Origin of the sequence: Streptomyces sp. NRRL B-24572 (assembly GCF_002156145.1) — a bacterium.
Lineage (GTDB): Bacteria > Actinomycetota > Actinomycetes > Streptomycetales > Streptomycetaceae > Streptomyces > Streptomyces vietnamensis.
This window is the reverse complement of sequence record NZ_MWIG01000312.1, coordinates 1-12,915: the sequence shown is the minus strand read 5'-3', so window position 1 is coordinate 12,915 and position 12,915 is coordinate 1. Positions and strand designations below refer to the sequence as shown.

10 protein-coding genes are annotated in these 12,915 nt (G+C 72.3%); 8 read left to right on the top strand and 2 right to left on the bottom strand.

The features are described from left to right. The coding region (locus CCN56_RS19755) for a LysR substrate-binding domain-containing protein (protein WP_086828603.1) at positions 1-690 on the top strand (690 nt) is incomplete at its 5' end. 156 nt (positions 691-846) lie between these two features. Here the strand turns inward: CCN56_RS19755 and CCN56_RS19750 are convergent. Continuing rightward, complete coding sequence (locus CCN56_RS19750) at positions 847-1,212, bottom strand: WhiB family transcriptional regulator (RefSeq protein WP_086828601.1); 366 nt, start codon at positions 1,210-1,212, stop codon at positions 847-849. Between the two features lie 431 nt (positions 1,213-1,643). Here CCN56_RS19750 and CCN56_RS19745 point away from each other — a divergent pair, with 431 nt between their 5' ends. From CCN56_RS19745 to CCN56_RS19730, 4 genes are all read left to right on the top strand, one after another. Continuing rightward, positions 1,644-2,255: a response regulator transcription factor gene (locus tag CCN56_RS19745; protein ID WP_003948568.1), complete on the top strand. Its 612-nt coding sequence runs from the start codon at positions 1,644-1,646 to the stop codon at positions 2,253-2,255. Positions 2,256-2,498: 243 nt separating this feature from the next. Next, positions 2,499-3,101 carry a sigma-70 family RNA polymerase sigma factor gene (locus CCN56_RS19740; protein WP_030211429.1) on the top strand — a complete coding sequence of 201 codons (603 nt, stop codon included), beginning with the start codon at positions 2,499-2,501 and terminating at the stop codon, positions 3,099-3,101. Between the two features lie 229 nt (positions 3,102-3,330). Continuing rightward, complete coding sequence (guaB, locus tag CCN56_RS19735) at positions 3,331-4,833, top strand: IMP dehydrogenase (protein WP_086828599.1); 1,503 nt, start codon at positions 3,331-3,333, stop codon at positions 4,831-4,833. A 105-nt stretch (positions 4,834-4,938) separates the two neighbouring features. Further along, positions 4,939-6,063 carry a GuaB3 family IMP dehydrogenase-related protein gene (locus CCN56_RS19730; RefSeq protein WP_086828596.1) on the top strand — a complete coding sequence of 375 codons (1,125 nt, stop codon included), beginning with the start codon at positions 4,939-4,941 and terminating at the stop codon, positions 6,061-6,063. Positions 6,064-6,114: 51 nt separating this feature from the next. Here CCN56_RS19730 and CCN56_RS19725 read toward each other — a convergent pair whose 3' ends face one another. Further along, positions 6,115-7,356 carry a nucleotide sugar dehydrogenase gene (locus tag CCN56_RS19725; protein WP_086828594.1) on the bottom strand — a complete coding sequence of 414 codons (1,242 nt, stop codon included), beginning with the start codon at positions 7,354-7,356 and terminating at the stop codon, positions 6,115-6,117. Between the two features lie 299 nt (positions 7,357-7,655). Between CCN56_RS19725 and CCN56_RS19720 the strand changes: the two genes are divergently transcribed. The 3 genes from CCN56_RS19720 to CCN56_RS19710 all read left to right on the top strand — a co-directional run. Beyond that, positions 7,656-9,362 carry a glycerol-3-phosphate dehydrogenase/oxidase gene (locus tag CCN56_RS19720; RefSeq protein WP_086828592.1) on the top strand — a complete coding sequence of 569 codons (1,707 nt, stop codon included), beginning with the start codon at positions 7,656-7,658 and terminating at the stop codon, positions 9,360-9,362. A 235-nt stretch (positions 9,363-9,597) separates the two neighbouring features. Continuing rightward, entirely contained in the window at positions 9,598-11,913 is a 2,316-nt protein-coding gene (locus CCN56_RS19715; RefSeq protein WP_086828590.1) for a serine/threonine-protein kinase, read from the top strand. 157 nt (positions 11,914-12,070) lie between these two features. Next, on the top strand, positions 12,071-12,915 hold an 845-nt coding region (locus CCN56_RS19710; RefSeq protein ID WP_256962053.1), incomplete at its 3' end, for a protein kinase.

The window sequence follows — 12,915 nt, the reverse complement described above, 5'->3', positions numbered from 1 at the left end:
GCCTCCGGCATCCTCGCCGGGCTCACCGCCGCCGAGGAGGAGGTCGCCGCCATCGCCGGGCTCCGGGCGGGCCGCGTGCGCCTGGTCTCCTTCCCGAGCGGCAGTTCGACCCTCGTGCCCACCGCGCTCGCCGCGCTGCGGGCCGCGCACCCCGGCACCCGGGTCTCCCTCGTCGAGGCCGAACCGCCGCGCTCGATCGAGATGCTCCGCGAGGGCGACTGCGACATCGCCCTGGCGTTCCGGTACGGGGCCGGGCAGGCCGAATGGGACGACCTGGTGGTCCGCCCGCTCCTCGCCGACCGGCTCGTCGGCCTGGTGCCCGAGGGGCACCGGCTCGCCGGGGCCGGATCGGTGGGCATCGCGGAACTCGCGGACGAGTCCTGGATCGCGGGCTGCCCGCGCTGCCGCCGCCAGCTCGTGGACGTCTGCGAGGACGCGGGCTTCACGCCCCGCATCGACTTCGCCACCGACGACTACCCGGCCGTGGTGGGCCTGGTCGGCGCCGGTCTGGGCGTCGCCGTCCTGCCGGAGCTGGCCATCGAGTCCGTACGTCCCAAGGGGGCGCGGACCGTGGCCGTGGAGCCGGCCGTGGAGCGGGAGATCGTGGCCCTGACGCTGCCGGACCTCGCGCAGGTCCCGGCCGTCGCGGCCACGCTCGACGAGCTGATCCGCGCCGCCACGCGCGCGTAGCCGATCCGTGCCGCCACGCGCGTGGCCGATCCGTGCCGCCACGCGCGCGTGGTCGCTTCACGACGCGCGCGGGCGCACAGGTCCGTTCGGGTGATGCTCGCTCAGGTTGCGCCTACTGCGCCGAAGAAACGTTCCTTCACATACGTTCCCGATGGATCACATACGTTCCCCGATGGATGTCATGGATGTCGCGGACGCGGCGGACGTGACCGGCGCGGAGGCCGGTGCCGTCGTGATCAGACGATTGCGCGCGCGTCCCATGAGCTCTTCGCGTTCGTCCTCGGTGAGGCCGCCCCATACGCCGTAGGGCTCTCGCACGGCGAGTGCGTGTGCCGCGCACTCCGCGCGCACCGGGCACCGCATGCAGACCTCTTTCGCCGAGTTCTCACGCGCGCTCCGTGCCGCGCCGCGCTCTCCCTCGGGGTGGAAGAACAGGGAGCTGTCCACTCCGCGGCAGGCCGCGAGGAGTTGCCAGTCCCACAGGTCGGCGTTGGGTCCGGGAAGGCGGGAGAAATCTGCCATTGCGCTTGTCCCCTTGAAACCGTGTCGAACGGATAGGTGGGCGGGTGGATGGCTGATGGCCGGGGCTCCTCGGGTCCCGACAGGTCCGGGCGATACACCTACTGTCGAAGTAGATGTAAATATGACTCATTGCGAATCTAGCCACAGACACTGCGAAAAGGGAAGAAAAGCCTCTAAATGGGGCATAGCTTTCGATGTTGGGACGAACGACCTGCGACACTCTCCTCCGCGCACGACTCCTCACGTAGAGTGCCGAAGACGCCGTCCGACCCGTAACTCTTTCGAGTGACCGTCGTTGAGAGTGCGGAGGCGGTTGAAGGAACAAGCGATCGGGCAAACGTCCGAGAGCGTCAACCGCACAGGTGACGATACGTACAGCCCTGGAGGCTCAAGGTGACGCGCAACAGCTGCGAGAGCCGCGGAGGTCAGGCATGACATCCGTCCTCGTCTGCGACGACTCCCCGCTTGCCCGAGAGGCGCTCCGCCGCGCGGTCGCGACCGTGCCCGGCGTCGAGCGCGTGACCACCGCGGCCAACGGCGAGGAAGTCCTCCGCCGCTGGGGCGCGGACCGCTCGGACCTGATTCTGATGGACGTGCGCATGCCCGGTCTGGGCGGCGTGGAGACCGTCCGCCGGCTGCTCTCCGCGGACCCCGGCGCCCGCATCATCATGCTCACGGTCGCCGAGGACCTCGACGGCGTCGCCCTCGCGGTCGCCGCGGGCGCCCGTGGCTACCTGCACAAGGACGCCTCGCGCGCCGAGCTGCGGGCCACGGTCACCCAGGCGCTCGCCGACCCGACCTGGCGGCTCGCCCCGCGCCGCCTCCGCTCGGCCGAGATGGGCGCCGCGCCCACCCTCACCGCGCGCGAGATCCAGGTCCTCGAAGGCATGAGCCACGGCCGGTCCAACGCGGAGATCGGGCGCGAGCTCTTCCTCTCAGAGGACACGGTCAAGACCCACGCCCGGCGCCTCTTCAAGAAGCTGGGAGCCTCCGACCGGGCGCATGCCGTCGCGCTCGGATTCCGCTGGGGCCTGGTCCGCTGAATCGCAGGTCACCTGCCGTCTCCCCGTCCTCGCCCGCGTCCGTCGTGGGGTGGACGGGGTGGGCTTGTGTCACTTCCCCGCGGAATGCCGCATCCTTGAGATGTGGAGTTCCTCGGGGACGAGTCGATCGAGCGGGAGGGGAGGGCGCGGGAGATGAGTGCCGGCGCACCTGCTCATAACGCTTCGGTGCACAACTACGGACGCGGTGCCGCGAACCGAGAGGCGTCGGGGCACCATGGAGCGATGCGCGACGACGAGACCGTGGGTTCCCCCATGCCTGCCGGGCAGGGGGAGATCGGCGCGCTCGTGCACCGCGCGGTGGACGGCGACGCGCAGGCCACGCACGACCTGCTCGCGCGTGTCCACCCGCTCGCCCTGCGGTACTGCCGCACCCGCCTCAACCGGCTGCCCGGCGACGCCCGGCACTTCGTCGAGGACCTGGCCCAGGAGGTCTGCGTCGCCGTCCTGATGGCGCTGCCGCGCTACAAGGACACCGGCAGGCCCTTCGAGGCCTTCGTCTTCGCCATCGCCGGACACAAGGTCGCCGACCTCCAGCGGGCCGCCATGCGGCACCCGGGGTCCACGGCCGTCCCCTCCGACGAGATGCCCGAGCGGCCCGACGACTCCCTCGGCCCCGAGGAGCGCGCCCTGCTCAGCGACGACGCCGAGTGGGCCAAGAAGCTGCTCGCCAACCTCCCGGAGAACCAGCGCGAACTCCTCGTGCTGCGGGTCGCGGTCGGACTGACCGCCGAGGAGACCGGCCAGATGCTCGGCATGTCCCCGGGCGCCGTCCGGGTGGCACAGCACCGCGCCCTCAGCCGACTGCGCGCCCTGGCCGAGCAGTAACCCGACTGCGCGCTCTCGCTCGGCGGTGACCCGATCGCGCGCGCCCCGGCCCGGCGGTAGCCCGATCGCGCGCCCTGGCCGAGCAGTAAGCCTTGTCGGGCGCCGTCATCCCTTTCGTACACGTGCGAACGTCCAAAGCTTCCCGCTGATCTTGATCGTGGAATGAGACACGACTCAGGCCCGTTAGCATGGACATCCCGCACCGATCAAGGCCATTTGGGAAGGTGTCATGACTGCCAACGTCGACGGAGTGCCCGAGAAATTCGCGACACTCGGGCTGACCTACGACGACGTGCTGCTTCTGCCCGGCGCGTCCGACATGGCGCCCGACCAGATCGACACCGCCTCGTACATCTCGAAGAACGTGCGGGTGAACATCCCGCTGCTCTCCGCCGCGATGGACAAGGTCACCGAGTCCCGCATGGCGATCGCCATGGCGCGACAGGGTGGTGTCGGTGTGCTGCACCGCAACCTCTCCATCGCCGACCAGGCCAACCAGGTCGACCTCGTGAAGCGCTCCGAGTCCGGCATGGTCTCGGACCCGATCACGGTCCACCCGGACGCGACGCTCGCCGAGGCCGACGCGATCTGCGCCAAGTTCCGCATCAGCGGCGTCCCGGTCACCGACCCGGCCGGCAAGCTGCTCGGCATCGTCACCAACCGCGACATGGCCTTCGAGTCGGACCGCAGCCGCCAGGTGCGCGAGGTCATGACCCCGATGCCGCTCGTCACCGGCAAGGTCGGCATCTCCGGCGTGGACGCCATGGAGCTGCTGCGCCGCCACAAGATCGAGAAGCTGCCGCTGGTCGACGACTCGGGCGTCCTCAAGGGCCTCATCACGGTCAAGGACTTCGTCAAGGCCGAGAAGTACCCGAACGCCGCCAAGGACAAGGAGGGCCGGCTGCTCGTCGGCGCCGCCGTCGGTGTCGCCGGTGACGCGTTCGAGCGCGCCCAGGCCCTGATCGAGGCCGGCGTCGACTTCATCGTCGTCGACACCGCGCACGGCCACTCCCGCCTGGTCGGCGACATGGTCGCCAAGATCAAGTCGAACTCCTCGGTCGACGTCATCGGCGGAAACGTCGCCACCCGCGACGGCGCCCAGGCGCTCATCGACGCCGGTGTCGACGGCATCAAGGTCGGCGTCGGCCCGGGCTCCATCTGCACCACCCGCGTGGTCGCCGGCATCGGCGTCCCGCAGGTCACCGCGATCTACGAGGCCTCCCTCGCCGCCAAGGCGGCCGGCGTCCCGGTCATCGGCGACGGCGGTCTGCAGTACTCCGGCGACATCGCGAAGGCCCTCGTCGCCGGCGCCGACACGGTGATGCTCGGCTCGCTGCTCGCGGGCTGCGAGGAGTCCCCGGGCGAGCTGCTCTTCATCAACGGCAAGCAGTTCAAGTCGTACCGCGGCATGGGCTCGCTGGGCGCCATGCAGTCCCGCGGCGAGCAGCGCTCCTTCTCCAAGGACCGCTACTTCCAGGAGGGCGTCGCCTCCGACGAGAAGCTCGTCCCCGAGGGCATCGAGGGCCAGGTGCCCTACCGCGGCCCGCTCGCGGCCGTCGTCCACCAGCTGGTGGGCGGCCTGCGCCAGTCGATGTTCTACGTCGGCGGGCGCACCGTGCCGGAGCTCCAGGCGAACGGCCGCTTCGTCCGGATCACCTCGGCGGGCCTCAAGGAGAGCCACCCGCACGACATCCAGATGACGGTCGAGGCGCCGAACTACAGCAGGAAGTAACAGCGCGCGACGGAAGGGGTGGTTCCGGCATGTGGCCGGAGCCGCCCCTTCGGCGTGTGTCGGGGATACTGGTAGGCGCAGACATAGAGGGAAAGGCCACACATCGTGACTGAGATCGAGATCGGGCGCGGCAAGCGCGGCCGCAGGGCGTACGCGTTCGACGACATCGCCGTCGTCCCGAGCCGGCGCACCCGGGACCCGAAGGAGGTCTCGATCGCCTGGCAGATCGACGCCTACCGCTTCGAGCTGCCGTTCCTGGCCGCCCCGATGGACTCGGTCGTCTCGCCGCAGACCGCCATCCGCATCGGCGAGCTGGGCGGCCTCGGCGTCCTGAACCTGGAAGGTCTCTGGACCCGGTACGAGGACCCGCAGCCGCTCCTCGACGAGATCGCCGAGCTGGACGAGGCGACCGCGACCCGCCGTCTGCAGGAGATCTACGCCGCCCCGATCAAGGAAGAGCTGATCGGGCAGCGCATCAAGGAGGTGCGCGACTCCGGTGTCGTCACCGCCGCCGCGCTCTCCCCGCAGCGCACCGCCCAGTTCTCGAAGGCCGTCGTCGACGCCGGCGTGGACATCTTCGTCATCCGCGGCACGACGGTCTCCGCCGAGCACGTCTCGGGCGCGGCCGAGCCGCTGAACCTGAAGCAGTTCATCTACGAGCTGGACGTCCCGGTCATCGTCGGCGGCTGCGCCACGTACACCGCGGCCCTGCACCTGATGCGCACCGGCGCGGCCGGTGTCCTCGTCGGCTTCGGCGGCGGCGCCGCGCACACCACCCGCAACGTCCTCGGCATCCAGGTCCCGATGGCGACCGCGGTCGCCGACGTGGCCGCGGCCCGCCGCGACTACATGGACGAGTCCGGCGGCCGGTACGTGCACGTCATCGCCGACGGCGGTGTGGGCTGGTCCGGCGACCTCCCCAAGGCCATCGCCTGCGGCGCCGACGCCGTCATGATGGGCTCCCCGCTGGCCCGCGCCACGGACGCGCCCGGCAAGGGCCACCACTGGGGCATGGAGGCCGTCCACGAGGACGTGCCGCGCGGCAAGCTGGTCGACCTGGGCATCGTCGGCACCACCGAGGAGATCCTCGCGGGCCCGTCGCACATCCCGGACGGCTCGATGAACTTCTTCGGCGCCCTGCGCCGCGCGATGGCCACCACGGGCTACAGCGAGCTCAAGGAGTTCCAGCGCGTCGAGGTGACCGTGGCGGACGCGCAGCACAAGCGCTGACGTCTCGTCCCTGGGGCCCCGCACCGGTCGGTGCGGGGCCCTTCGGCGTCCTCAGAGCCGGTGCGCCGCCCCCGCCGGGGTCGCCCCCCGGGTGTCCAGGAGGAGCTGGGCCTTCACCGAGAGGCCCTGGAGGTCGTACGTGCGGTGGTGCTGGAGGAGGACCGTCAGGTCGGCGTGGGCGGCGGCCTCGTAGAGGGAGTCGGCGCGGGGGACGGGGCGTTCGCGGACGCGCCAGTCGGGGACGTGGGGGTCGTGGTAGCTGACGGCCGCGCCCAGGTCCATGAGGCGGCGGGCGATCTCGTCGGCGGGGGAGCCCTGCCGGTCGGGGAGGTCGGGCTTGTAGGTGATGCCGAGCAGCAGGATCCGGGCGCCGCGGGCCGACTTGCCGTGCTCGTTGAGGAGGGTGGCGGCGCGCTGGACGACGTACTGCGGCATCCGCTCGTTGACCTGGCCGGCGAGTTCGACGAGGCGGAGCGGGCGGTGGGCGCCGACGGTGTCGACGGGGACGCCGTGGCCGCCGACGCCGGGTCCCGGGCGGAAGGCCTGGAAGCCGAAGGGTTTGGTCTCGGCGCAGCGGATGACGTCCCACAGGTCGACGCCGAGTTCGTGGCAGAGGACCGCCATCTCGTTGACGAGGGCGATGTTGACGTGCCGGAAGTTGGTCTCCAGGAGCTTGACCGTCTCCGCCTCGCGGGGGCCACGCGCGCGTACCACCTTGTCGGTGAGCCGGCCGTAGAAGGCGGCCGCGGACTCGGTGCAGGCCGGGGTGAGGCCGCCGATGACCTTGGGGGTGCCGGCGTAGCCGTGGGTGCGGCTGCCGGGGTCGAGGCGGCCGGGGGAGTACGCGAGGTGGAAGTCGCGTCCGGCGCGCAGGCCGGAGCCCGTCTCCAGGACCTCGCGGAGGAGGCCCTCGGTGGTGCCCGGGGGGACCGGGGACTCCAGGAGGACGGTGGTGTGGGGGCGCAGCCGGGCGGCGAGCGCGCGGGCGGCCTCGGTGACGGCGGTGAGGTCGAGGGTCCGGTCGGGGCCGAGGGAGGTCGGGGCGCAGAGGACGGCGGTGCGGACCCGGCCGAGCTCGGCGGGGTTGGTGGTCGGCCGGAAGCCCCCCGAGAGCATCCGGCGGATCTCGGGGGCGGTGAGGGAGCCGTCGACCGGGGGGCGGCCGGCGGCGAGTTCGACGACGGGGCGGGGGTCGGTGTCGTAGCCGATGGTGTCGATGCCTGCGGCGGTGGCGGCCTGGGCCAGGGGGAGTCCGTGGTGGCCGAGGCCGATGACGGCGAGATCAGCGGGCATGAGGGGGTGGGCCGTCCTTCCCAGTAGCCGGAGGGAACGCGACGCGCAAGCCCGGTGGACAGAACGGGTCGAGCGCAATGTCAGACTAGGCGTAAATATGACCGATCTGTGGCATTGTGCGGCCGAAGATCGCCGAGTGTTATCCACAGGTCGGCGGCGAGGCGGTGGCTGAAGTCGCGGGAGCGGGCCAGAATCGAGCTGTGAGCCGGACCACACGGGCCCGGTTCGCGGCTCGTGTACGGCCGGACCGGGTGCGTGCGCGAGTGCGGGACCGACGGGGGACGACGGGAGGCAGCAGCGTGAGGACAGCGACACTGGGACCCGCCGAGCGCGCCGAGGCGCTCGCGGCCATGGCCGAGCGAGAGCTGGACGTGCTGGTCGTCGGCGCCGGAGTGGTCGGCGCGGGAACCGCCCTCGACGCCGTCACGAGAGGGCTCTCCACCGGCATCGTGGAGGCCCGCGACTGGGCCTCGGGCACCTCCAGCAGGTCCAGCAAGCTCATCCACGGCGGCCTGCGCTACCTGGAGATGCTGGACTTCGCCCTCGTACGGGAGGCGCTCAAGGAGCGCGGACTCCTCCTGGAGCGGCTCGCACCCCACCTGGTGAAGCCGGTCCCCTTCCTCTACCCCCTCCAGCACAAGGGCTGGGAGCGGTTCTACGCCGGCTCGGGCGTCGCCCTGTACGACGCGATGTCCCTCTCCTCGGGCCACGGCCGCGGACTCCCCGTCCACCGGCACCTCTCCCGGCAGGGCGCCCTGCGCGTCGCGCCCTGCCTGAGGAAGGACGCCCTGGTCGGCGCCCTGCAGTACTACGACGCCCAGATGGACGACGCCCGCTTCGTCACCACCCTCGTGCGCACCGCCGCCTCCTACGGCGCAAGGGCCGCCAGCCGGGCCCGCGTCACCGGCTTCCTCCGCGAGGGCGAGCGGGTCGTCGGCGCGCGCGTCCAGGACGTCGAGGCCGGCGTCGCGTACGAGATCAGGGCCAAGCAGATCGTCAACGCCACCGGCGTGTGGACGGACGACACCCAGGCCCTCATCGGGGAGCGCGGCCAGTTCCACGTCCGCGCCTCCAAGGGCATCCACCTCGTCGTGCCCAAGGACCGCATCCACTCGACCACAGGACTGATCCTGCGCACCGAGAAGTCCGTGCTGTTCGTCATCCCCTGGGGGCGCCACTGGATCGTCGGCACCACCGACACCGACTGGGACCTCGACAAGGCCCACCCCGCCGCCTCCAGCGCCGACATCGACTACCTCCTGGAGCATGTGAACACCGTGCTCGCCACCCCGCTCACCCGGGACGACGTCCAGGGCGTCTACGCGGGCCTGCGGCCGCTCCTCGCCGGCGAGTCGGACGCCACCAGCAAGCTCTCCCGGGAGCACACCGTCGCCCACCCGGTGCCCGGCCTCGTGGTCGTCGCCGGCGGCAAGTACACGACGTACCGCGTGATGGCGAAGGACGCCGTCGACGAGGCGGTGCACGGGCTCGACCAGCGCGTCGCCCCCTGCGTCACCGAGGACACCCCGCTCCTCGGCGCCGAGGGCTACCGCGCCCTGTGGAACGCGCGGGCCAGGATCGCCGCCAGAACCGGGCTCCACGTCGTCAGGGTCGAGCATCTTCTCAACCGCTACGGCTCCCTGACGGAGGAGATCCTCGACCTGATCGCGGCCGACCCGAGCCTCGGCGAACCGCTCGCGGCGGCCGACGACTACCTGCGCGCCGAGATCGTGTACGCCGCCTCGCACGAGGGCGCGCGCCACCTCGACGACGTCCTCACCCGGCGGACCAGGATCTCCATCGAGACCTTCGACCGGGGCACGCGCAGCGCCCGCGAGTGCGCGGAGCTGATGGCGCCGGTCCTCGGCTGGGACGACCGGCAGGTCGAGAAGGAGGTCGAGCACTACGAGAAGCGGGTGGAGGCGGAGCGCGAGTCGCAGCGGCAGCCCGACGACCTGACGGCGGACGCCGCGCGGCTCGGGGCGCCGGACATCGTGCCCATCTGACGGGACGTCCGGGGGTGGTGCGGGGGAGGCCCGAGGCGACGTCCGAGGGGAGGCGCGGGAGGTCCGCGTCCGGTGGGAACCTCGGGGGCGTGCGGAGGCGTCGTATCCCGGAGTACGGACCCGGGGGCGTCGTCCGGCCCGAGGTGAGAGACAATGGCCTCTCTTCCAGGGCGGGTTACCGCATCGCGCGGGAAGCGGCAGACGCGGCGAAGATCAGGGATCGCAGAGGGGACGCATGTCGGAGGCGGAGCAGTCGCGGGACAAGGCGAGGGACCCTCGGCGGGACGCCGCCGCGGGGGCCGCGACCGACGGCGACCGGGGAGCGGTTCCGGCCGCGCGTGAGCCGGCGCGGGACACGGAGGACGCGCAGGTCAGCCGGGGTGCACAGGCCTCGGAGGGCGCGCGTGGGCCGGAGCGGGGCGTCGAGGACGCGAAGCCCGCGAAGGCCTCCGGGGACGTGAAGGGCGCCCAGGACGTGAAGGACCCTCAGGACGCGTCGGCGGAAGGGGCGACGGGTCCGGGGGCGACCGGCCGGCTGCGCGGCACCGAGCCGTCGACCGGACGGGCCGGGTTCGGCGCCGGGGACGGCGACGGCGAGAGCGACCGCCGGACGGCCGCCGGAACCGCGCGCGGCGGCGACCGGCTCCGCAAGGAACCGGTCGGCGAGGGACGGCTCCTCTCGGGCCGCTACCGGCTCGGCGCGGTCCTCGGACGCGGCGGCATGGGCACCGTGTGGCGCGCCGTCGACGAGACCCTCGGACGTACCGTCGCCGTCAAGGAACTCCGCTTCCCCAGCAGCATCGACGAGGACGAGAAGCGGCGCCTCATCACCCGGACCCTGCGCGAGGCGAAGGCCATCGCCCGGATCCGCAACAACGGCGCCGTCACCGTCTACGACGTCGTCGACGAGGACGACCGTCCGTGGATCGTCATGGAGCTCATCGAGGGCAAGTCCCTCGCGGACGCCGTCCGCGAGGACGGCACGCTCACGCCCCGGCGCGCCGCCGAGGTCGGCCTTGCCATCCTCGACGTGCTGCGTTCGGCGCACCGCGAGGGCATCCTGCACCGCGACGTGAAGCCGTCCAACGTGCTGATCGCCGAGGACGGCCGGGTCGTCCTCACCGACTTCGGCATCGCCCAGGTGGAGGGCGACCCCTCGATCACCTCCACCGGCATGCTCGTCGGCGCCCCCTCGTACATCTCCCCGGAGCGCGCCCGCGGTCACAAGCCCGGTCCGGCCGCCGACATGTGGTCGCTCGGCGGCCTCATCTACGCGGCGGTCGAGGGCAGCCCGCCGTACGACAAGGGCTCCGCCATCGCCACCCTCACGGCCGTGATGACCGAGCCGGTCGACCCGCCGAAGAACGCGGGACCCGAGCTGGAGAAGGTCATCTACGGCCTCCTCGCCAAGGACCCGGCGCAGCGGCTCGACGACGCCGGCGCCCGGGTGCTGCTGCGGGCCGTGCTCGACGCGCCCGAGCCGGCGCCGCCGGTCTCGTCCGAGGCCACCACCGTCATACCGCTGCCTCCCCGCCCCGAGCGGACCCCGGCGGCTCCCACGGCCTCGGCGGCCGACAAGGGGCCCGACGCGGCCGCCGAGCGGATGCGGGGCGCGCTGAAGTCCGTACGGAACGCGGCGGCCTCCGTGAAGGCCGAGCCGAAGCCCGCGCCGAAGCTCGCGACCGAGCCCCTGCGGGGCGGCGGCAAGCCGACTCCGGCCCGCGCGCCGCTGACCGACGTCGTGCCGCGCCGCACCCTGGTGATCATCGCCGCGGTCGCCGTCCTCGCCGTCCTCGGCACGATCCTCGCCGTCTCCCTCGGCGGGGGCGACGAGGGCACCCAGGGCAAGGGCGACGGGGGCACCACGGCCTCGGCCGGCGCCTCGACCGGAGGCGCCGACGGTTCCGCCGGATCCGGCGGGTCCCAGGGCCATTCCTCGGGCGGCCCCGGCCAGCAGGGCGGCACCCAGCCCGGCGACAACGGCGCCACGGGGTCGACGGGCAGCACCGGCACCAACGGCACGACGGGCTCCACGGACGGGCAGAACGGCACCACGCCCACCGGGAAGCCCAGCGCCGACGCCGGCGCGAAGCTGCCCGCCGGCTACACCCTCGTCACCAACGACCGGCTCCACTTCTCGATGGCGATGCCGGCGTCCTTCACGTTCCACTCGATCCCGGGATACTCCCTCGGCGGGATATTCAACGAGAGCGGCGGCTTCCCGCGCGTCCAGGTCGACTACAACGGCAGCCCGAAGGACGACGCGGCCGGCGCCTGGGAGCTGGCCAGGTACGGCGTGGCCGCCACCAGCCAGGACTACAAGCACATCGGCATCAAGTCGGTCTCGTACAAGGGCTACCCGACCGTCGCCGACTGGGAGTTCGAGCGCACCCAGAAGGGCGTCCGCGTCCACGTCCTCAACCGCGGCTTCAAGGTGGACGCCGACCACGGCTACTCCATCATGATCAGCTGCGCGGCCGGCGAGTGGAACGGCGAGGAGTGCAGGACGCTGCGGGAGACGGCGTTCGCCACGTTCAGCCCCAAGGACTGACCCGTGCCACGTATCGTGAGGTTCGCGGACCGAACGCAGCCGAACAGATTCGACAACTGCTCGGTGTTGGACCGGAACTGACGGACTCGCGTGATCCCGCCCGATCCCGAGGGATCCGCGGGACCACGGGGAACAGCGTGCGCGCGGGGGAGGCGTCGTGGACGACTACGCGGGAAGGGTGCTCGCCGACCGCTACCGCCTGCCGCTGCCACCGGCGGACGCCGACGCGTACGAACCGGTCGAGACGCGCGCGTTCGACACCTACAGCGGGCAGGAGGTCCTGGTCCGCCAGGTGCCGCTGCCGGAGTTCGTCGACGCCGAGGTGCTCGACGGGCGGGGTGGTCCCGCCGGCCCCCACGGCGGTGCGGGCCCGGCCACCCGCCGGCCGGCCGAGCCCGTCGTGCGCCGCGCGATCGAGGCGGCCCAGGCCGCCGCGCAGATCCCCGACCACCCCCTGCTCGACCAGGTCTTCGACGTCTTCGCGGAGGCCGGCTCGCTGTGGATAGTGAGCGAACGCGTGGCGGCCAGACCGCTGGCCGCGCTCCTCGCCGAACGGCCCCTCAACCCGTACCGCGCGGCCGAGATAGGCGCCGACGTCCTCACCGCACTGCGCGCGCTCCACGCCCACGGCTGGGTGCACCGGAACATCACCGCCCGGACCGTGCTCGTCTGCGACGACGGCCGCGTGGTCCTCACCGGCCTCGCGGTGGGCGCCGCCGAGGAGGCCCTCTGCGGCTACGCACCGGTCCCGGACCGGGCCGACGAGTTCGCGCCTTCGGAGACGGAGGGGGACGCCCCCGAGACGAACGCACCGTACGCACCACCTGAGCGGTACGAGGCGGAGGTGTCTCGGGCCGGGGTGTACGAGCCCGAGGTGTATGAGGCCGGGGTGTACGAGCCCGAGGTGTACGAGACCGAAGTGTCTCGGGCCGAGGTGTACGAGCCCGAGGCGTACCGGCCGAACGCGTACGAGGTCGAGTCGTACGAGCCCGAGTCATACGA